The sequence below is a fragment of the Achromobacter sp. LC458 genome (assembly GCF_001005835.2).
GTDB classification, from domain to species: Bacteria; Pseudomonadota; Gammaproteobacteria; order Burkholderiales; family Burkholderiaceae_B; genus Achromobacter; species Achromobacter spanius_B.
On sequence record NZ_LBHW02000031.1, the window covers coordinates 1 to 19,504 of the forward strand.

At 66.3% G+C, this 19,504-nt stretch carries 15 protein-coding genes; 10 read left to right on the forward strand and 5 right to left on the reverse strand.

Annotation, left to right across the window (positions count from 1 at the left end; genetic code table 11):
• The 4 genes from YH64_RS21850 to YH64_RS21865 all read left to right on the forward strand — a co-directional run.
• Nucleotides 1–1,616: acyl-CoA dehydrogenase family protein (locus tag YH64_RS21850; RefSeq protein WP_143215486.1), on the forward strand; the 1,616-nt coding region annotated here is incomplete at its 5' end.
• A gap of 52 nt (nt 1,617–1,668) precedes the next feature.
• A complete protein-coding gene (locus tag YH64_RS21855; protein WP_046806453.1) occupies nt 1,669–2,652 on the forward strand; it encodes a tripartite tricarboxylate transporter substrate binding protein in 984 nt (327 codons plus the stop codon).
• A gap of 12 nt (nt 2,653–2,664) precedes the next feature.
• Nucleotides 2,665–3,801: a CaiB/BaiF CoA-transferase family protein gene (locus YH64_RS21860; RefSeq protein ID WP_046806454.1), complete on the forward strand. Its 1,137-nt coding sequence runs from the start codon at nt 2,665–2,667 to the stop codon at nt 3,799–3,801.
• Nucleotides 3,802–3,898: 97 nt separating this feature from the next.
• Complete coding sequence (locus YH64_RS21865) at nt 3,899–5,305, forward strand: APC family permease (RefSeq protein WP_046806455.1); 1,407 nt, start codon at nt 3,899–3,901, stop codon at nt 5,303–5,305.
• A 133-nt stretch (nt 5,306–5,438) separates the two neighbouring features.
• Here YH64_RS21865 and ggt read toward each other — a convergent pair whose 3' ends face one another.
• Nucleotides 5,439–7,205, reverse strand: coding sequence for a gamma-glutamyltransferase (gene ggt / locus YH64_RS21870; protein WP_046806456.1), 1,767 nt, complete (start codon nt 7,203–7,205; stop codon nt 5,439–5,441).
• 114 nt (nt 7,206–7,319) lie between these two features.
• Between ggt and YH64_RS21875 the strand changes: the two genes are divergently transcribed.
• Nucleotides 7,320–8,225, forward strand: coding sequence for a LysR family transcriptional regulator (locus YH64_RS21875; RefSeq protein ID WP_104143488.1), 906 nt, complete (start codon nt 7,320–7,322; stop codon nt 8,223–8,225).
• A gap of 239 nt (nt 8,226–8,464) precedes the next feature.
• On the opposite strand, the gene YH64_RS21880 is transcribed toward YH64_RS21875, so the two are convergent.
• Nucleotides 8,465–9,457 carry a tripartite tricarboxylate transporter substrate binding protein BugE gene (locus tag YH64_RS21880; RefSeq protein ID WP_046806457.1) on the reverse strand — a complete coding sequence of 331 codons (993 nt, stop codon included), beginning with the start codon at nt 9,455–9,457 and terminating at the stop codon, nt 8,465–8,467.
• A 245-nt stretch (nt 9,458–9,702) separates the two neighbouring features.
• Here YH64_RS21880 and YH64_RS21885 point away from each other — a divergent pair, with 245 nt between their 5' ends.
• Nucleotides 9,703–10,602: an AEC family transporter gene (locus YH64_RS21885; RefSeq protein ID WP_143215487.1), complete on the forward strand. Its 900-nt coding sequence runs from the start codon at nt 9,703–9,705 to the stop codon at nt 10,600–10,602.
• A gap of 80 nt (nt 10,603–10,682) precedes the next feature.
• Here YH64_RS21885 and fumC read toward each other — a convergent pair whose 3' ends face one another.
• On the reverse strand, nt 10,683–12,077 hold the full coding sequence (gene fumC / locus YH64_RS21890) for a class II fumarate hydratase (protein WP_046806459.1): 1,395 nt from the start codon (nt 12,075–12,077) through the stop codon (nt 10,683–10,685).
• A gap of 162 nt (nt 12,078–12,239) precedes the next feature.
• On the opposite strand from fumC, the gene tsaE reads away from it, so the two are divergent.
• Nucleotides 12,240–12,779, forward strand: coding sequence for a tRNA (adenosine(37)-N6)-threonylcarbamoyltransferase complex ATPase subunit type 1 TsaE (tsaE, locus tag YH64_RS21895; protein ID WP_046806460.1), 540 nt, complete (start codon nt 12,240–12,242; stop codon nt 12,777–12,779).
• Nucleotides 12,707–14,089, forward strand: a complete 1,383-nt coding sequence (locus YH64_RS21900) for an N-acetylmuramoyl-L-alanine amidase (RefSeq protein ID WP_046806461.1) — start codon at nt 12,707–12,709, stop codon at nt 14,087–14,089. The genes tsaE and YH64_RS21900 overlap by 73 nt, the downstream gene beginning before the upstream one ends.
• 123 nt (nt 14,090–14,212) lie before the next feature.
• Here the strand turns inward: YH64_RS21900 and YH64_RS21905 are convergent, their stop codons facing one another.
• On the reverse strand, nt 14,213–14,848 hold the full coding sequence (locus tag YH64_RS21905) for a VTT domain-containing protein (RefSeq protein WP_082134590.1): 636 nt from the start codon (nt 14,846–14,848) through the stop codon (nt 14,213–14,215).
• A 102-nt stretch (nt 14,849–14,950) separates the two neighbouring features.
• Between YH64_RS21905 and mutL the strand changes: the two genes are divergently transcribed.
• Together mutL and miaA are read left to right on the forward strand one after the other, a co-directional pair.
• Complete coding sequence (mutL, locus tag YH64_RS30405; protein WP_046806462.1) at nt 14,951–17,104, forward strand: DNA mismatch repair endonuclease MutL; 2,154 nt, start codon at nt 14,951–14,953, stop codon at nt 17,102–17,104.
• 2 nt (nt 17,105–17,106) lie between these two features.
• Nucleotides 17,107–18,075 carry a tRNA (adenosine(37)-N6)-dimethylallyltransferase MiaA gene (miaA, locus tag YH64_RS21925; protein ID WP_046806463.1) on the forward strand — a complete coding sequence of 323 codons (969 nt, stop codon included), beginning with the start codon at nt 17,107–17,109 and terminating at the stop codon, nt 18,073–18,075.
• Nucleotides 18,076–18,235: 160 nt separating this feature from the next.
• On the opposite strand, the gene purM is transcribed toward miaA, so the two are convergent.
• Complete coding sequence (gene purM / locus YH64_RS21930) at nt 18,236–19,285, reverse strand: phosphoribosylformylglycinamidine cyclo-ligase (protein WP_046806464.1); 1,050 nt, start codon at nt 19,283–19,285, stop codon at nt 18,236–18,238.
• Nucleotides 19,286–19,504 lie beyond the last annotated feature (219 nt).

Consider the following 19,504-nt stretch of genomic DNA (forward strand, 5'->3'; position numbering starts at 1 on the left):
ACGCCGCCGCGCTCAGCCGGCGCTACCTGCCCGCCCCCCTGCACGCCCACCTGCTGCCCCACCTGGAACGCCTGGGCGGCCTGGCCGGAGGCGTGATGGACGAACTGGCCGCCACGGCGGACAAGCATCCGCCCACGCTGTCGGTGCGCAGCCGGGCCGGGGCCGACGAATCGCGGGTGGACAAGCACCCCGCCTATGTGGAACTGGAACGGCTGGCGTACAGCGAATTCGGCTTGGCCGCGCTGTCGCATCGCGGCGGCGTGCTGGGCTGGCCCGAACCCATGCCGGCCGCCGCCAAGTACGCGTTGAGCCATTTGTTCGTGCAAGCGGAATTCGGCCTGTGCTGCCCGGTCAGCATGACCGATTCGCTGGCGCGCACGCTGCGCAAGTTCGGCGACCCGGCGCTGGTGGAACGCGTGCTGCCGCAAGTGACCACGCAGGATTTCGACGCGTTGCGCCAAGGCGCCATGTTCATGACGGAACAAGGCGCGGGCTCGGACGTCAGCGCCACCGAAGTCACCGCCGACCTGCAAGCGGACGGCAGCTGGCGCATCCATGGCGACAAGTGGTTCTGCTCAAACCCCGACGCGGGTTTTGCGATGGTGCTGGCGCGCAGCGAAACCGCGCCCGGCCTGAAAGGCGTCTCGCTGTTCCTGTTGCCGCGCGACCTGGCCGACGGCAGCCACAACCACTACCGCATCCTGCGTCTGAAAGACAAGCTGGGTACGCGGTCCATGGCCAGCGGCGAAATCCGGCTGGAAGGCGCCGTGGCCTGGCTGGTGGGCGAGCGCGGCCGGGGCTTCAAGCACATGGCCGACATGATCAATAACTCGCGCTTGTCCAACGGCATGCGCGCGGCCGGGCTGATGCGCCGCGCGGTGACCGAAGCGATCTTCGTATCGCAGCAGCGCCGCGCCTTCGGCAAGCGCCTGATCGACATGCCGCTGATGCAACGCCAGCTGGTCAAGATGACGGTCTGGGCCGAGCAGGCGCGCAGCGTCATGTTCCAGACGGCGCGCGCGCTGGCCGACGCCGACCAGGGCACCGCCGACCCGGCGCTGGCGCGCATCCTGACCCCGCTGATCAAGTTCCGCGCCTGCCGCGACGCGCGCAAGGTGACGGGCGACGCGATGGAAGTGCGCGGCGGCTGCGGCTATATCGAAGAATGGACGGAGCCGCGCCTGGTGCGCGACGCGCATCTGGGATCCATCTGGGAAGGCACCAGCAACATCGTCGCGCTGGACGTGCTGCGCGCCATCAAGAAAGAAAATTCGCTGCCCGCGCTGCGCGCCCATATCGACCAGCTGCTGGCAGACGGCGCGCCCTGCCCGCCCGCGCTGGCCGCGTTGCAGGCCGACGCGCTGGCCAAGACCTTTGCGCTGGCCGAGCACGCCGCGATGGGCGACCACGCCGAACTGGCCCGCCAGGCGGCGTCCCTGCTTTACCACGCCGTGTCCATGGCCGCCTTGCGCTGGGAAGCCACGGACGCGGGCATGCAAAGCCGTGCGCAACTGGCCGACCAGGTGCTGTTGCACCGCCTGGCGCCGCGCGACCCCTACGCCATTCCCCCCAACGAAAGCGCCGCCTGCCAGGCCATCTTGCAGTACGCGCTGTAATCCGCGACGCCGGCGGCACAGCCGGCGCGCCCCCCTCACAGGAGACACCACCATGAAACGCCTATTTGCCCCCTTGCTGCTGGCCGTGGCCACCACCGTGGCGCCCGCCGCGCCCGCGCTGGCGGCCGATGCTTACCCCAGCGCCAAACCCATCACGTTGATCGTGCCGTTCCCGCCGGGCGGACCCACCGACGCCATGGCGCGCCGCCTGGCCGAAAAGCTGCGTGAACCGCTCAAGCAGAACGTCATCGTCGAAAACCGCAGCGGCGCGGGCGGCAACATCGGCTCGGAATACGTGGCGTCGGCCAAGCCCGACGGCTACACGATCCTGTTCGGCACGTCCGGCCCGCTGGCCATCAACGTCAGCCTTTACAAGAAGCAGGGCTACAACCCCGAAACCAGCTTCGCGCCGATCATCCGCCTGGGCCACCTGCCCAACATCCTGGTCGTGAACCCGTCGGTGCCGGTCAACAACGCCAAAGAGCTCATCGCGTACGCCAAGCAGAATCCGGACAAGCTCAGCTACGCCTCGTCGGGCAACGGCGCGTCATCGCATCTGGCCGGCATTCTGTTCAACCAGATGGCCGGCACCAAGATCATGCACATCCCGTACAAGGGCACGGGCCCGGCGCTGAACGATCTGCTGGGCGGGCAGGTATCGATGTCATTCACCGACATCCTGACCGCGCTGCCTTACATCAAGGCCGGCAAGCTGCGCGCCATCGGCCTGGCCAGCGCGCAACGCTCTGACGCATTGCCCGACCTGCCCACCTTGTCCGAGCAAGGGCTGACGGGCTACGACGTCAGCGTCTTCTTCGGCATCGTGGCGCCCAAGGGCACGCCGGCCGATGTGGTCGATACCTTGAACCGCGCGTTCAAGACGGCGCTATCGGACCCGGCCATCGAACAGACGCTGCGTTCGCAAGGCATCGTTGCCGCAGAAGACCAGACGCCGCAAGGCCTGGCCGCGTTCATCACCACCGAAGTCCCCAAGTGGCGCGAGCTGATCAAGAGCGCCAACGTTTCCATCGACTGAAGCAGACCACCCATGGCCCCTACCCTACCGAACGCCGGCGCGCTTGCCGGCTGCAAAGTCATCGACCTGTCGCGCGTGCTGGGCGGCCCGTATTGCACGCAGATCCTGGCCGACCACGGCGCCGACGTGTTGAAGATCGAGCCGCCGGGCGGTGATGAAACGCGCGGCTGGGGGCCGCCTTTCCTGGGCGACACGGCTTCGTACTTCATCGGCGTGAACCGCAACAAGGAAGGCATGACGCTGGACCTGTCGCAACCGGCGGGCCAGGAACTGCTGCGCCATCTGCTGGCCGACGCGGACGTGCTGGTCGAGAACTTCAAGCCCGGCACGTTGGAAAAATGGGGCCTGGGGTTTGACACGTTAAGCCAGGCGTTTCCCAAGCTGGTGCATTGCCGCGTCAGCGGGTTCGGCGCCGATGGCCCGTTGGGCGGCTTGCCGGGCTACGACGCCTGCGCGCAAGCCATGTGCGGCCTGATGAGCGTGAACGGCGAAGCCGACGGCGACGCCACGCGCGTGGGCTTGCCGGTGGTGGACATGGTGACTGGCTTGAACGCCGCCGTCGCCATCCTGCTGGCGCTGAACGAACGCCATCGCAGCGGCCTGGGCCAGTTCCTGGACATCACCTTGTACGACTGCGCGCTGTCGCTGTTGCATCCGCACGCCGCCAATTTTTTCTACAGCGGGAAGGTGCCCAAGCGCAGTGGCAACGCGCATCCGAACATCGCGCCTTACGAAACGCTGCCCACCGCCAGCGGCCCGATCTTCCTGGCCGTGGGCAACAACCGGCAGTTTGCATTGATGGCGCAGGTGCTGAACGCGCCGACACTTGCCGCCGACCCGCGCTTTGCCACCAACGCCGATCGCCTGCAAAACCGCCAGGCCTTGCGCGACGCCTTGTCGGACCTGCTGGCGCCGCAACACGCCGCGCCATTGGCCGACCGCCTGCTGCGCGCGGGCGTGCCCGCCGCGGCGGTGCAGACGGTGGACGAGGCGCTGGCGCACCCGCACACGCGCCATCGCGGCATGGTGGTGGAACAGGGCGACTACAAGGGGGTGGGCTCGCCCATCAAGCTGTCGCGCACGCCCGCCACCTTGCGCAAGCTGCCGCCCGCGCTGCAAGAGGCGCCATCAACGAATACCAACAACTAAGACATTTCGTTGCACCGCTGTAGCAACGGCTGCTACGTCCTCCCCTTAGACTTTTCGGGTCGCCTCCCGCGAGTCAAAGAAAGAGGAGAAAAAGAAGATGGCTACAACCGATGTAAAAGCCCCATCGCAATCGGAAAACGCGCCGCTCAAGCGCGTGATGGGCCCCAAGCTGCTGTTGCTGTTCATTGTTGGCGACATCCTGGGCACAGGCGTTTATGCACTGACCGGCCAGGTCGCCGCCGAAGTTGGCGGCGCGGCCTGGCTGCCCTTCCTGGTGGCGTTTGCCATCGCGCTGCTGACCGCGCTGTCCTACCTGGAACTGGTCACCAAGTACCCCAAGGCGGCAGGCGCCGCGCTGTATGTGCACAAGGCGTTCGGCGTGCACTTTTTGACCTTCATCGTCTGCTTCACCGTCATGTGTTCGGGGCTGACATCGGCGGCCACGGCGTCCCAGGCATTCGCCGCGAACCTGTTCGCCGCATTCGGCATCAAGGCCGAGAAGACGTGGATCACGTTCGGCGCGCTGGGCTTCATGCTGCTGGTGATGCTGGTGAACCTGCGCGGCGCGGCCGAAAGCGTGAAGGCAAACGTGGTGCTGACGCTGATCGAGCTGTCGGGCCTGCTGATGGTGATCCTGCTGGGCTTTTATGCCATCGCCGGCGGGCAAGCGGATTTCTCGCGCGTGGTGGCGTTCGACACGCCCGAGGATAAAAGCGTGTTCCTGGCCGTCACGTCGGCTACCGCGCTGGCGTTCTTCGCGATGGTCGGGTTCGAGGACTCGGTCAACATGGCCGAGGAAACGCACGAGCCCAGCCGCATTTTTCCCAAGGTGATGTTGACGGGGCTGGGCATTACGGCCGTGATCTACGTGCTGGTGTCGATCTGCGCGGTGGCGCTGGTGCCGGTGGGCGAACTGGCCAAGAGCTCGACGCCGCTGGTGCTGGTGGTCAAGCGCGCCGCCCCGGGCCTGCCGGTGGAATACATCATGCCAATCATCTCGATGTTTGCCGTGGCGAATTCGGCGCTGATCAACATGATGATGGCCAGCCGCCTCCTGTACGGCATGTCGCGCCAGGGCGTGCTGCCGGCCTTTCTGGCGCACGTGCATCGCAAGAACCAGACGCCGTGGACGGCCATTCTGTTCACGACCGTGCTGGCCTTCGGCCTGATCATCCTGGTGTCGCTGGCCGACTCCGAAGCCATCCGCGCGTTGGGCGGCACCACGGCGCTGCTGTTGCTGGGTGTGTTCGCCTTCGTCAACGTGGCGGTGCTGGTCCTGCGCCGCGACAAGGTCCAGCATCAGCACTTCACGATCAATCGCATCGTGCCGTGGCTGGGCGCGGCGGCGTGCTTGTTCATGGTGACCCCGCTGACCGGGCGCGACGTCATCCAATATCAGGTGGCGGGCTGGTTGCTGCTGCTGGGCGTGGTGATGTGGGGCGTGACGTACGTGGCGCACCGCAAGGAAGCGCGCATGGAGATCGACCCGGCCTCGCTGGATTGAGGCGGCATTGCGGGGTCGCGGGACCGCTTGATCGGACGTCACAGCGTCGATCTGGCGGGGCGGCAAGGCATGGGCCTTGCCCGAAATGGGCGGGTGCGCATCGCGCCCCGCCTTGCTCCCGCCTTGCGCGGTTTCAACCGCCCTTGGCCAGCCCTTCGCGGCGCGGGTCCGCGCCCCCTTGCAAGCCCTGCGCATCGATCACGATGCCGTGTATCCCGCTGGGAAATTCCGTGATGCGCACCGGATGCCCCATGGCTTCCAACGCGGGCGCCAGCGCCTCCAGCGCGGTCCCCTTTTCCAGTTCGGTTTCCTTGTTGCGGCTACCCATGTTGGGCAGCGCGATGGCAGCCTGCATGTCCAGCCCCCAATCCAGCACGCCCACGATGGTCTTGGCCACATAGTTGATGATGGCGCTGCCGCCGGGCGATCCCACCAGCATGAAGGGCTTGCCGTCACGCAGCACGATCATGGGCGCCATCGAGCTGCGCGGCCGTTTGCCCGCTTCGACGCGGTTGGCCACGAGCCGGCCTTCGGGGTCCTTGAACGACGAAGAAAAATCCGTCATTTCGTTGTTCAGCAAAAAACCGCGCACGAAGATCTTGCTGCCGAACTCGCTTTCGATGGTGGTCGTCATGGACAGCGCGTTGCCCTTGGCGTCCACCGCGACCAGGTGGCTGGTGGACGGCACTTCCAGCGCGTTGTCGCGGCCCAGGGTCAGCAGCTTGCCTTCGGGGTCGCCGGGCAGGGCCACCTTCATGCTGCGGTCGGGCTGAATCAACGCCCCGCGCGTGCGCAGATAGGCCGGGTCCAGCAGCGCGCGCACCGGCACGTTGACGAAGTCCGGATCGGCCACGTAGAAGTCGCGGTCGGCAAAGGCCAGCCGGCCCGCCTCGGAAAAATAATGCACGGCCTGCACGGAACCGGGCGCGTAGGTGGCGAGCGGATACTGTTCCAGCTCGCCCAACATCTGCAACACCGCGATGCCGCCGCTGCTGGGCGGCGCCATGCCGCACAACTGGTAGCCGCGATACGGCCCGCACACCGGGTCGCGCGTCTTGGCGCGGTAGTTGGCCAGGTCCGCCAGCGTCAGGTCGCCCGGCTTGGCGTGGCCGTGCACGGCGGCCACGATGTCGCGCGCGATGTCACCCTGGTAGAACGCATCGGCGCCCTGCTTGGCCACGGCGCGCAGCGTGCGCGCGAATTCGGGATTTTTCAGCACATGGCCTACCGGCCACGGCGCGCCGTCGGGCGCGTAGAAATACGCCGCGGCGGCGGCCTGCGTGGGCAGCGCCTTGTTGCCGGCCAGCAGCGTGTGCAGGCGGGGCGACACGGCAAAGCCCTGTTCAGCCAGGTCGATGGCGGGCTGGAACAGGTCGGCCCAGGGCAGCACGCCCGCTTCTTTGTGGGCCAGTTCCAGGCCGCGCAACAAGCCTGGCACCCCCACCGACATGCCGTTGTTGACGGCCTGCGCAAACGGCAGCGGCTTGCCGTCGGCGTCCAGGAAACGGTCGGGGCGCGCGGCGGCGGGCGCGGTTTCGCGGCTGTCGATGGTCTGGATGCGCCCGGACTTGGCCGAATACCACACGATGAAGGCGCCGCCGCCGATACCGGACGATTGGGGCTCGACCAAGTTCAGCACCAGCTGCGTCGCGATGGCGGCGTCGATCACCGAGCCACCCTTGCGCAGCATGGCCTCGCCCGCCTCGGTAGCCAGCGGGTTGGCCGACACCATCATGTAATGCTTGGCGCGAACCAGTTCGCGCGCCTTGGCGCCGCTGGCGGCTTCGGGGTTGATGTCTTCGGTGGCCGGCGTGCGGGCCCAAGCGGCCGGGACGGGGGCCATGCTGGCCGTCAGGGTGGCGGCAAGCAAGATGGCGGCGGCGTGGCGGCAAGCGCGCATGGTGAGCTCCAGGGTGGCGCCGGGTGTCCGGCAGGCGTCCATGATGATCGGCCAGCGGGTCGCGCGCCGTCAACCGCTTAGAATCGCGGTTCCGGTCCCCTATCCTGTCCTGCCATGCGCCTGCGCCACATCGAAATCTTCGAAGCGATCCGTCGTACCGGTTCCCTGACCGAGGCGGCCGCCGCGCTGCATATCTCGCAGCCGGCCGCCAGCAAGCTGCTGGCGCACGCCGAGGCGCAGCTGGGCTTCAAGCTGTTTGATCGTGTCAAAGGCCGGCTGGTGGCCACCCGAGAAGCCGAGATCCTGACGCCCGAGGTCGCGCGGCTGAACCAGGACCTGAACAGCGTGCGCCGGCTGGTCGCCAACCTGCGCGACCGGCCGCATGGGCATTTGCGCCTGGGCTGCGCCCCCGCGCTGGGTCTGGGCCTGCTGCCCGGCGTGGTGCGCGACAGCCGCGACGCGCAGCCCGGCATCACGTTCGACATCCACACGCATCACAGTGCGGAACTCGTGCAAGGCCTGCTCACGCGCGAGCTGGACCTGGCCATTACCTTCGACACCAACGACTATCCCGGCCTGACGCGCACCGGCCTGGGCCACACCGAGCTTGTGCACCTGAGCCGTCGGCCGGCCACGGGGCCCATGCGCCTGGCCGAACTGGCCGATCCCACCGGTGAAACGCTGATCGTGCTGGATGCGGGCGATGCGTCCGGCGCGTTGCTGCAAATGGCGCTGGACGCACAGGGGCTGGCGCCGCAGGTCTCCATCCAGGTGCAAACGCATTACGTGGCCTGCGCGCTGGTGGACGCGGGTTGCGGCGACGCCATTGTCGACGCCATCACCGCGCAGGCCATGTTGCGTCCCGGCATGAGCCTGCGCCGCCTGGAGCCCGCGCTGCGCGTGCCGATCAGCATCATGGTGCGCAACCAGGACCCTTTGTCGGCGCTGCATGCTGACCTGATCGAGCGGCTGCGCGCGGCCTGCGCCGCCCGCGTGGCGTCCTTGGATGTGGCGGGGTAGTCCGGGTAAATGGAGTAGCTGAAGCAGCTGGGCCGACGTTGCAAGACTGGCCGCGCGCGCATTCGGCCGCCGTCGTGTCGCCGTCGTGTCGCCGTCGTGTCGCCGTCGTGTCGCCGTCGTGTCGCCGTCGTGTCTCCGTCGTGCCGGCATCACTGCACGGCAAAAAAAACGGGCGCCTGTCAGGGCGCCCGTCTCATTTCAGCATCAGGAACCGGCTAGGCAGCCAGCCCCAAGCCGCATCAATCCAGCTTGATGTTCTGCTTCTTCACCACGTCTTGAGCCCAATCGAACTGCTCTTTGATTTCCTTGGCGAACTCTTCAGGCGTGTTGCCCGACGGCGCCGAGCCCTGGTCGTCCAGCGCCTTGATGACCTTCGGGTCCTTCAAGGCCACGACGGCAGCGTCACGCAGCTTGTTCACGACCTCCATCGGCGTGCCCTTCGGGGCCAGCAGGCCGTACCAGACCGGCTGGTTCAGCACCGGGAAGCCGGCTTCCTTGAACGTGGGCACGCCCTTGACGGCGGGAATCTGCTCGGGCCAGGCGATGGCCATGGCGTTCAGCTTGCCCGCCTGGATCTGCGGCATCGAGGACGGCAGGTTGTCGAACAGGATTTCGATCTGGCCGCCGACGGCGTCGGCCACGGCCGGGCCCGAACCCTTGTACGGCACGTGCACGATGTCGGTGCCCGTGGCCATCTTGAACGATTCGCCCATCAAGTGCAGCACGCCGCACGTGCCCGAGCTGCCATACGAGTACTTGCCGGGGTTCTTCTTCAGTTCTTCGATGAAGCCCTTGAAGTCCTTGGCGGGGAACTTCGGATTCACGGCAACCACGTTCGCCGTGTTGGCGAAGTTGGTAACCGGCTGGAAGTCCTTGATCGGGTCGTACGGCAGGTCCTTCGGACGGCAGGCCGGGTTGACGGCCATGGTCGAGACCGTGGCGATCGACAGCGTGTAGCCGTCGGCATCGGCGCGCGCGGCTTCAGAGGCACCGATGGCGCCACCCGCGCCACCCTTGTTTTCCACGACCATCGGCTGGCCAAGTTCCTGGCTCATGCGTTGCGTCACGAGGCGCGCGATGATGTCGGTGGAACCGCCGGGCGCGAACGGAACGATCACGCGGATAGGCTTGCTGGGGTACTTGTCGGCGGCATGCGCGACGGAGGCGCCAAGCGTGCCGGCGGCGCCGGTAGCCAAAGCGATAGCAACGGCCAGGGAGCGAACTTTATTCATAGGTGTGTTTCCTCCAAGAGTGCGAGCCCGTATGTAAACGGACCGTTTTGAGATGGTCTCCGCCTGTGGACGGGCCAGCAGATAACGGTGGGAGCGCATTGCTTCTGTGCAGCGTGTGTGGCGCTGCTTTTATAAGGTGCTTGTGGCAGACGCGCCCGCCAGAATGACGGAGAATAGCAGCAAATGCTTACACCCGCATAGCGTGCCGATCCCCGGTCAACGCGCTGTTAAAACACCCTTTCCTCATGTCGGTCGCCTTCCTGGTTTTCCCTGATTTCATGCTGGTCGCGCTCGGTTGGGCGCTGCGTCACAAGCTGGGTTTTTCGCGCGAGTTTTTTGCGGGCACCGAGCGTCTCGTCTACTTCGTCCTGTTCCCCGCGCTGCTGTTCCAATCCATTCTGCGCACGCCCATCACCGCGGGCAACGCGGCCATGTTGCTACAGGCCACGGCGGCGGTGGTGGTGGCCGGCGTGGCGATGGCGTGGCTGGCCGGCTGGGTGTTGCGGCCGTCGTCGGTGGGGCTGGCGTCGTCGGCCCAGTGCGGGTACCGCTTCAACACGTATATCGGCCTGGCGCTGTCGGCAAGCCTTGCCGGCACGCAGGGCCAGACGGTGATGGCGCTGATCGTCGGCTTTGCCGTGCCCATGGCCAATGTGGCCGCGGTCTATGGCCTGGCGCGCCACAACGGCGGCAATCTGCTGCGCGAGCTGGCGCGCAACCCCCTGGTCGTGTCCACGCTGGTTGGGCTTGCCTGCAACCTGGCGGGCCTGCACCTGCCCAGCCCCGTCGACACGGTGCTGGGGCGGCTGGGCGCGGCGGCGCTGGCGCTGGGGATTATTTGCGTAGGCGCCAGCCTGGCCTGGGAAGGCGGCAAGGGTTACGGCACGTTGATCGCCTGGATGCTGGCCGTGAAACTGGTCGCCCTGCCCGCCGTGGCGCTGGGCGTGGCGATGCTGCTGGGCCTGCCGCCGCTGGAAGCGCGCATGCTGCTGCTGTTCGCGGCCCTGCCGACGGCCTCGGCCGCTTATGTACTGGCGATGCGCATGGGCGGCGACGGGCGCATGGTGGCGGTGCTGATATCGCTGGGCACGCTGTTTTCCGCGGTGACGATACCGATGTGGCTGCTGCTGGCCGGGCAGCCCTGATCCGACGAAAAAAAGGCTGCCGGGTCGGCAGCCTTGTTGGGCTTGGGCTGGGCTTGGGCTTGAGCCCTGTCCCCAGACGTTTACGACTTGTGCGCGTTGGTCATGGACCCGGGCACCACCCATTCGGCGAACTGCGCTTCGGTCACGTAACCCAGCGCCAGCGCCGACTCCTTCAGCGACAAGCCTTCCTTGTGCGCCTTCTTGGCAATCTGCGCGGCCTTGTCGTAGCCGATGTGCGGGTTCAGCGCCGTCACCAGCATCAGTGACCGGTCGACCAGTTCAGCGATGCGCTCGTGGTTGGGTTCGATGCCGGCCGCGCAATGCGCGTTGAAGCTGGCCATGCCGTCCGTCAGCAGGCGCACCGATTGCAGGAAGTTGTGGATCACCAGCGGCTTGAACACGTTCAGTTCGAAGTTGCCGCTGGCGCCGCCAATATTGATGGCGACGTCGTTGCCCAAGACCTGCGCGGCCAGCATGGTGACGGCTTCGCACTGCGTGGGGTTGACCTTGCCCGGCATGATCGAGCTGCCCGGCTCATTTTCCGGAATGCTGATTTCGCCCAGGCCCGAACGCGGGCCGCTGGACAGCCAGCGCACGTCGTTGGCAATCTTCATCAGCCCGGCCGCCAGCGACTTCAACGCGCCGTGCGCGAACAGCAAGGCCTCGTGCGAGGCCAGTGCCTGGAATTTGTTGGGCGCCGACACAAAGGCCGTGCCGGTGGCATGCGCCAGATCGGCCGACACCTTGGCGCTGAATTCGGGATGCGCGTTCAGGCCCGTGCCCACCGCCGTGCCGCCAATGGCCAACTGATGCAGGCCGGGCAGCGTGGCGCGGATCTGCTGTTCAGCCAGATCCAGCTGCGCCACATAGCCGGACAGTTCCTGGCCCAGCGTCAAGGGCGTGGCGTCCTGCAAATGCGTGCGGCCGATCTTGACGATGTCGTAGAAGGCGGCGCTTTTCTCGGCCAGCGTGGCGCGCAACTGCTTCAGCGAGGGCAGCAGGTGATGTTCGACTTCGACGGCGGCGGCCACGTGCATGGCGGTCGGGAACGTATCGTTGGACGACTGGCCGCGGTTGACATGGTCGTTCGGGTGCACCTTGCGCTCTTCGCCGCGCACGCCGCCCAGCAGTTCCGACGCGCGATTGGCCAGCACTTCATTCATGTTCATGTTGCTTTGCGTGCCCGACCCCGTCTGCCAGACCGACAGCGGAAATTCGTTGGGCCACTTGCTGGCGATGACTTCGTCGGCCGCGCGAATGATGCCGTCGGCGATCTTCGGGTCCAGCTCACCAAGCTCGGCATTGACCTTGGCGGCCGCCCGCTTCAGGCGCGCCATGGCGTTGACCAGCGGGACAGGCATCTTTTCCGTGGAAATCGCGAAAAAATGCAGCGAACGTTGCGTTTGGGCGCCCCAGAGGTGATCCTCGGGGACTTCGATCGGCCCAAACGTGTCTTTTTCGATGCGGGTCTTCATGGCGCGTACAACTCCGTGGCGGCTGACAGTCGCAAAGCGCGGCGTCGGCCGCAAGCGACTTATTGAGAATGAAAATCACTAAATAGATTAGCAGAAACCCGCATTCCTATAATTGCGGAAATCCGAAATCCCTCCACCGTTTTTTACCACTCGCCCCGCGCCATGTCCGCCCCTCTTTGCAGCCTGACCTTGCACCTGCCCGACGAAGCCGCCACGGAATCGCTGGCGCGGCAGCTTGCCCCGTTGGTTTCCGGGGGACAGACCAAGCCCGCCGGCGCCTGCATACACCTGCAAGGCGACCTTGGCGCAGGCAAAACGGCCTTCACCCGCGCCCTGTTGCGCGAATGCGGCATCACCGGCCGAATCAAAAGTCCCAGCTACGCGCTGCTTGAATCCTATAAAGTTTCTAACTTATACTTCTATCATCTTGATTTTTATAGATTTAGTGATTCGCGCGAATGGTTGGACGCAGGATTTCGGGATTTACTGCGTGAAGACGCGGTGGTTTTGATCGAATGGCCGGAGCGGGCCGAGGGCCTTTTGCCCCCGCCCGACTTGCTGATTTCCCTGGCTTATGCCGATGAGGGCCGCGACGCCACCCTGACCGCGTACACCGCACGAGGACAAACATGGTTGAACGCGATTGTCCCCCCGCCAAAGACGGCGCCCTTCCCTCGGCAGGCGCCACCCGACGACGCCTGATCAGCGTCGCCGCCACTCTGCTCGTCTTGCCGGTCCTGCCGCGTCTGGCGCAGGCGGCAACGATCCTGGCCGTACGTACCTGGCCGGCCGACGAATACACCCGGGTCACGCTGGAGCTCGATAGCGAGCTGAAGGCGGAACAATTCACGCTTGAAAATCCCCATCGGCTGGTCGTCGATATCGAGGGACTGACCCTTAGCGCGGCCTTGAACGACCTCGTCTCCAAGGTCCGCCCCGACGACCCCTATATCCAAAGCCTGCGCGTGGCGCAGAACCGCCCGAACGTGGTGCGCCTGGTGTTCGACCTGAAGCAGCCCGTGGCGCCGCAGGTGTTCACGCTCAAGCCCGTGGCCGACTACCAGTACCGCCTGGTGCTGGACCTGTACCCGAAGATCGCCCAGGACCCGCTGGTGGCGATCCTGAACAAAAGCGGCCCCGACGTCGACGACCCCCTGGCGCGCATCCTGGAAGACATCCAGCGCAACCCGGTTACGCGGGCCGATCCGCCCGAGCCGCCGCGCGTGCGCGGCCAGCAGCCGGCCCCGCCCCTGCCCACCGCGCCCAAGTCGCCCCCGGCCACCGCCGGCCGTGGCAAGCAGCGCATGCTGACCATCGCGCTTGATCCCGGCCACGGCGGCGAGGACCCCGGCGCCATCGGCAGCAGCGGCCTGCGCGAAAAAGACGTGGTGCTGCGCATCGCCCGGCGCCTGAAAGCGCTGATCGACAGCCAGCCCTACATGCGCGCCTACCTGACCCGCGACGACGATTATTTCGTGCCGCTGCATGTCCGCGTGCAAAAGGCCCGCCGCGTGCATGCCGACCTGTTCATCTCGATCCACGCCGATGCCTGGGTCAAGCCGTCGGCCAACGGCTCGTCGGTGTTCGCGCTGTCGCAACGTGGCGCGTCCAGCGCGCAGGCGCGCTGGATGGCCGACAAGGAAAACGCGGCCGACTTGATCGGCGGCGTCAACCTGGGCAGCCACGACCGTCAGGTGGCCAAGGTGCTGCTGGACTTGTCCACCACCGCGCAGATCAACGATTCGCTCAAGGTGGGCAACGCCTTCCTGGACGAAATCAAGAAGATCAACCGCCTGCACAAGAACAGCGTCGAGCAGGCCGGCTTTGCCGTGCTGAAAGCGCCGGACATCCCTTCGGTACTGGTCGAAACCGCCTTCATCAGCAACCCGCAGGAAGAAGCCCTGTTGCGCAGCAATTCGCACCAGGACAAACTGGCGCAAGCCATGATGACCGGCATTCAACGCTACTTCACGGCCAACCCGCCGCTGGCGCGTCTGGGCGACGTCAGCTGAACCCGCCGGCGTAACCCCCAACAACCGCGACAACGGTCGGGATAAAAAAAGGGCGATGCGCTTGATGGCGCATCGCCCTTTTTTCGACCCCGCGCAGCGTTGCGCGGGGTGGCCCTTGGGCTGTTACGCCCGGCGTGACTTGATGAGCTTGAACACGCCCGCGCCCACCACGGGCACGATGGCGGCGGCCAGGCCCAGCAGGACGATGGTGTTCAGGTGTTCGCGCACCAGCGGGATGTTGCCGAAGAAATAACCGGCCGCCACCAGGCTGATCACCCAGAACAGGGCGCCCAGGATGTTGAACATCTGGAAGCGCGACATCGACATATCGGCCACGCCCGCCACGAAGGGCGCGAACGTGCGCACAACGGGAATGAAGCGCGACATGACGATCGTCTTGCCGCCGTGCTTTTCATAGAACGCGTGCGTGCGCATCAGCGCGCCCCGGTCCAGAAAGCGCAAGTTCATGGAGAACACACGCGGGCCGATGTAGCGCCCTATCATGTAGTTCAGCGTGTTTCCGGAAATGGCGGCCACGATCAGCAGCACGGCCATCAACACCGGGTCGATATGCCCCGTGGCGCCGAATGCGCCCGCGATGAACAGCAGGGAATCGCCGGGCAGGAACGGCAACACGACCAAGCCGGTCTCGGCGAATACGATCAGGAACAGCACCAGGTACACCCACACGCCATATTGCGCGACCCAGACGCCCAGCGTCTTGTCGATGTGGAGGACCATATTGAAAAATTCGAGCATTCAGCGGCCTGGAAGTCGGAAGGAAGGTTAAACCTTCGCGACTATAGCCCACCGGCCCATGACGCTAAAATCGTCCACACAGCACCATCAGACTTAAGCCTAATGACAGAACGCCGTTCCATTCTTGCGCTTCCCGACCTGTTGATCAGCCAGATTGCCGCTGGCGAAGTCATCGAGCGGCCCGCCTCCGTGCTCAAGGAAATTCTTGAGAACGCCATCGATGCGGGCGGCCGCGCCATTGAAGTGCGCCTGGAAGGCGGCGGCATCCGCCGTATTGCCGTCACGGACGACGGCGGCGGCATTCCGCCCGACGAGCTGCCGCTGGCGCTGGCGCGTCACGCCACCAGCAAGATCCGCTCGCTGAACGAACTGGAATCGGTGGCGTCGATGGGGTTTCGGGGCGAGGCCCTGGCGTCGATTGCCTCGGTGGCCCAGGTGACCATCATTTCGCGCACCCGCGACGGCGAGCATGCCTGGCAGATCGATGCGGGCAGCATGCAGGTCAGCCCCGCTTCCGGCCCACCCGGCACCACCGTGGACGTGCGCCAGCTGTTCGACGCCGTGCCGGCGCGGCGCAAATTCCTGCGGTCCGAGGCTACCGAATTCGGCCATTGCGTTGACGCGATGGAACGCATCGCGCTGGCGCATCCGCAGATTGCGTTCCGCCTGTTTCACCATGATCGCGCGCAGCGGCAATGGTTGCCGGCCGAGCCGCCCCAGCGCATCCGCGACGTGCTGGGCGCGGAATTCGCCGAGCACGGGCTGCTGTTGTCGCACTCGGTCGGCACCGTCAGCTTGGCGGGCATGATCACCCGCCCGACCGCCGCCCGCGCCCGTGCCGACCGCCAATACCTGTACGTAAACGGCCGCTACGTGCGCGACCGCACGGTCAGCCACGCGCTGCGCGCCGCCTATGCCGACGTGCTGCACGGCGACCGCCAACCCGCGTACGTGCTGTTTCTGGACATAGACCCGGCCGCCGTGGACGTGAACGTACACCCGGCCAAACACGAAGTCCGCTTCCGCGATAGCGGCGCGGTGCACCGTTTTGTGTCGCACGCCGTGGGCCAGACGCTGGCGCAGACGGGCGGCTCGTCCGCCGTCACGCCTTCGCGGCAAGAGCAGGAGGAAGACGGCGGCTTTGAGACCGTGGCGTCGGCTACGGCGGCAGGGGGCTCCGGTTCTGGCTTGGGTTCGGGTTCTGGCTTGGGGGCCGGCTCTGGCTTGGCGGCCGGCTCTGGCTTGGCGGCCGGTTCGGGCTTGGGTTCTGGTTCAGGCTTGGGGGCCGGTTCAGTTTCCGGATCGGGTTCCGGATCGAGCTTGGCTTCTGGGTCGGGCTTCGGCGCCGGCGCCGGTGCCAATGCCGGTCACACTGCCGTCGCGGACGCCGCCTCCGCCCACGCACGCACTCAGGACGGCCACGGTGCCTCCGGTACCGCGCCGAACGCCCTTCGCCCCGGCTACACCGGCCAGAACGCCGCCTACGGCCTGCGTCCGTCGCCCGCGCCGCAACGCGCTCACACCCAGGTGCCGTTCCGCCTGCATAGCGAGCCCGCCGGCATCCCCGCCGCCGACTGGCAATCCCTGTATCGCCCCCTGAACGACGATACCGCCGCCCAGGTCACGCCGGTCAGCGAGCCCCGGCCCGCGCCCTCCTTGCCCATGGACGAGGAACATCCGCTGGGCATGGCGCTGGCGCAACTGCACGGCATCTACATCCTGGCGCAGAACCGCCGGGGCATGGTGCTGGTGGACATGCACGCCGCGCACGAGCGCGTCGTCTACGAACAGCTCAAGCAGGCGTTGGACGCGCGCAGCCTGCCGCGCCAGGACCTGCTGGTGCCGGTGGTGTTCCACGCCCAGGAAAAAGACGTGGCGCTGATCGAGGAATTTGAAGAGCAGCTCAGCGAGCTGGGTTTCGAGATGCGCCCTTCCGGCCCCACGTCCATCGCCGTGCGCTCGGTGCCCGCCATCCTGGCGCGTGGCGATATCGAAACGCTGGCGCGCGCGGTGTTGCGTGACCTTGGTGCCGTGGGCGTATCGCGCCTGTTTACCGAACAACGCAACGAACTGCTGTCCACCATGGCGTGCCACGGATCGGTGCGCGCCAACCGCAGGTTGACCATCGAAGAAATGAACGGGCTGCTGCGCCAGATGGAAGCCACCGAACGCGCCGACCAGTGCAACCATGGCCGCCCGACCTGGGTGCAATGGTCGGTGTCCGACCTGGACAAGCTCTTTCTGCGCGGACAATAAGTTTGCCCTCTTCCCTGCCCCCCGATACCCCGCTGGTGATTTGCCTGGCCGGCCCCACGGCCGCCGGCAAAAGCGCGTCCACCCTGGCCCTGGCCGAGCGCTGGCCGATGGAAATCGTCAACGTCGATTCGGCCACCATCTACCGAGGCATGGATATCGGCACCGCCAAGCCCTCGCCCGAGGAACAGGCCCGCGTACCGCAGCACCTGCTGGACATCCTGGACCCCGCGCAGTCGTATTCGGCCGCCGAGTTTCGCGCCGATGCGCTGCGATTGATCGACGAGATCCGTGCGCGCGGGCGCATTCCGCTGCTGGCCGGCGGCACGATGATGTACTACAAGGCCCTGCGCGATGGGCTGGACGACCTGCCTCAGGCGGACCCCGCCTTGCGCGCCGAAATCGAAGCGCGCGCCGCCATCCAGGGCTGGCCCGCGCTGCATGCCGAACTGGCGCGGCAAGATCCCATCACGGCGGCGCGCCTGGCGCCCAACGACAGCCAGCGCATCCAGCGCGCGCTGGAAATCTGCCAGTTGGCGGGTCAGCCGATGTCCGCATTGCTGTCGCGCGGCCAGCAAAAGCCCGACGACGACGCCAACCACTACCTGACCATCAGCCTTGAACCGTCGGAGCGCGCCGCGTTGCACGCGCGCATCGAACAGCGCTTTGACGCCATGCTGGCCAACGGCCTGCTGGACGAAGTGCGCGCGCTGCGCGCCCGGGCCGATCTGCATCCGGGCCTGCCGTCCGTGCGCTGCGTGGGCTATCGGCAGATGTGGGCGCATCTGGACGGCGAGGTCGACCTGCCCACCGCGCGGGAACAGGGCATTGCCGCCACGCGCCAACTGGCCAAGCGCCAGATCACCTGGCTGCGCGCCCAGCCCGACCGCGTCATCGTCGACTGCCTGGCCAGCGACGCGGTGGCGCAAACCATCGACGCCGTGGCGCTGGCGCTGGCGGGCAAGCACTTGTAGCAGAATGACGCTTGCCCAAGTCGCGCCTCGCGCGTGGCAAAACGTGGCGCAACGCGGCGAAACGCCGACGACAGCGCGAGCTGCTTCGGGCCCGCCCATGAAAAAACCCGCCAACGGCGGGTTTTTCATACTCAAGCACGCCAAGCGAAACCAGCCGGGCTTACACCACGAAGGTTTGCGCCATGCCTTCGGTCTGCGCGACGATTTCGCCGATCTTGTTGACCGTTTCACCTTGCTCGCGCAAGGTCGCGGCGATGGCGTCGGCCTGGGCCGCATCCACCACCAGCACCATGCCGATGCCGCAGTTGAAGACGCGGTGCATTTCCGTGTCTTCCACGCCGCCCTGCTCTTGCAGCCACTGGAACAGCTTGGGCATTTCCCAGCCGTCGCGATGCAGCTTGGCCGACAGGCCGGCTTGCAGGATGCGCGGCACGTTGTCCAGAAGGCCGCCGCCGGTGATGTGGGCCAGGCCCTTGATGTCGGTGCCGTGCTTGGCCAGCGCGGCCAGTACTTGCTTGACGTAGATGCGCGTGGGCGCCATCACCACGTCAACCAGCGGCTGGCCGTGGAAGTCGTCGGTCGGCTTGGCGCCGGCGCGTTCGATGATCTTGCGCACCAGCGAAAAACCGTTGGAGTGCACGCCGCTGGAGGCCAGGCCCAGCACCACGTCGCCCGGCTTGATCGACTTGCCGTCGATGATCGCGGACTTTTCCACCGCGCCCACCGCAAAGCCGGCCAGATCGTATTCGCCGTCCGGGTACATGCCCGGCATTTCAGCGGTTTCACCGCCGATCAGCGCGCAGCCTGACAATTCGCAGCCCTTGGCAATGCCGCCCACCACCGACGCCGCCGTGTCCACCGAAAGCTTGCCGCAGGCAAAGTAGTCCAGGAAGAACAGGGGCTCGGCGCCCTGCACCAGGATGTCGTTGACGCTCATGGCGACCAGGTCGATGCCCACGGTGTCGTGGCGGTTCCATTCGAACGCCAGGCGCAGCTTGGTGCCCACGCCGTCGGTACCCGACACCAGCACGGGCTCGTTGTACTTCTTGGGCACTTCGAACAGCGCGCCAAAGCCGCCGATACCGGCCAGCACCCCGGGGCGCATGGTGCGCGCGGCGAGGGGTTTGATACGGTCGACCAGGGCGTCGCCTGCGTCGATGTCGACACCGGCATCGCGGTAGGTCAAGGGGGCTTTAGGTTGATTCGTCATGAGAAATGCCGTGGGGTATGTAACAATTGCTGGGAATTTGGTGGAACGCCCCGCATTTTACGATGTTGCGGGCCTGTGCAGGGTTCGGACTGGCCGGGCACCGCGAAAGCGGCGGGGGCGAGACGGGCTGGCCGGGGGGCAAAAAGGGCGCAAACCCAAGCCTGGCAAAGCCCTTGAGCGCGACACCATCCCCCCAGGTGGTTTAAAGTGTTGGGTTGG

What these genes read in the sequence shown, in the direction of transcription:
- fumC (WP_046806459.1), bottom strand. Translation starts at nt 12,077, where the DNA reads ATGAAGACCCGCATCGAAAAAGACACGTTTGGGCCGATCGAAGTCCCC.
- ggt (WP_046806456.1), bottom strand. Translation starts at nt 7,205, where the DNA reads ATGCGCGCTTGCCGCCACGCCGCCGCCATCTTGCTTGCCGCCACCCTG.
- tsaE (WP_046806460.1), top strand. Translation starts at nt 12,240, where the DNA reads ATGTCCGCCCCTCTTTGCAGCCTGACCTTGCACCTGCCCGACGAAGCC.
- mutL (WP_046806462.1), top strand. Translation starts at nt 14,951, where the DNA reads ATGACAGAACGCCGTTCCATTCTTGCGCTTCCCGACCTGTTGATCAGC.
- purM (WP_046806464.1), bottom strand. Translation starts at nt 19,285, where the DNA reads ATGACGAATCAACCTAAAGCCCCCTTGACCTACCGCGATGCCGGTGTC.
- YH64_RS21880 (WP_046806457.1), bottom strand. Translation starts at nt 9,457, where the DNA reads ATGAATAAAGTTCGCTCCCTGGCCGTTGCTATCGCTTTGGCTACCGGC.
- YH64_RS21860 (WP_046806454.1), top strand. Translation starts at nt 2,665, where the DNA reads ATGGCCCCTACCCTACCGAACGCCGGCGCGCTTGCCGGCTGCAAAGTC.
- YH64_RS21900 (WP_046806461.1), top strand. Translation starts at nt 12,707, where the DNA reads ATGGTTGAACGCGATTGTCCCCCCGCCAAAGACGGCGCCCTTCCCTCG.
- YH64_RS21865 (WP_046806455.1), top strand. Translation starts at nt 3,899, where the DNA reads ATGGCTACAACCGATGTAAAAGCCCCATCGCAATCGGAAAACGCGCCG.
- YH64_RS21855 (WP_046806453.1), top strand. Translation starts at nt 1,669, where the DNA reads ATGAAACGCCTATTTGCCCCCTTGCTGCTGGCCGTGGCCACCACCGTG.
- YH64_RS21905 (WP_082134590.1), bottom strand. Translation starts at nt 14,848, where the DNA reads ATGCTCGAATTTTTCAATATGGTCCTCCACATCGACAAGACGCTGGGC.
- YH64_RS21885 (WP_143215487.1), top strand. Translation starts at nt 9,703, where the DNA reads ATGTCGGTCGCCTTCCTGGTTTTCCCTGATTTCATGCTGGTCGCGCTC.
- YH64_RS21875 (WP_104143488.1), top strand. Translation starts at nt 7,320, where the DNA reads ATGCGCCTGCGCCACATCGAAATCTTCGAAGCGATCCGTCGTACCGGT.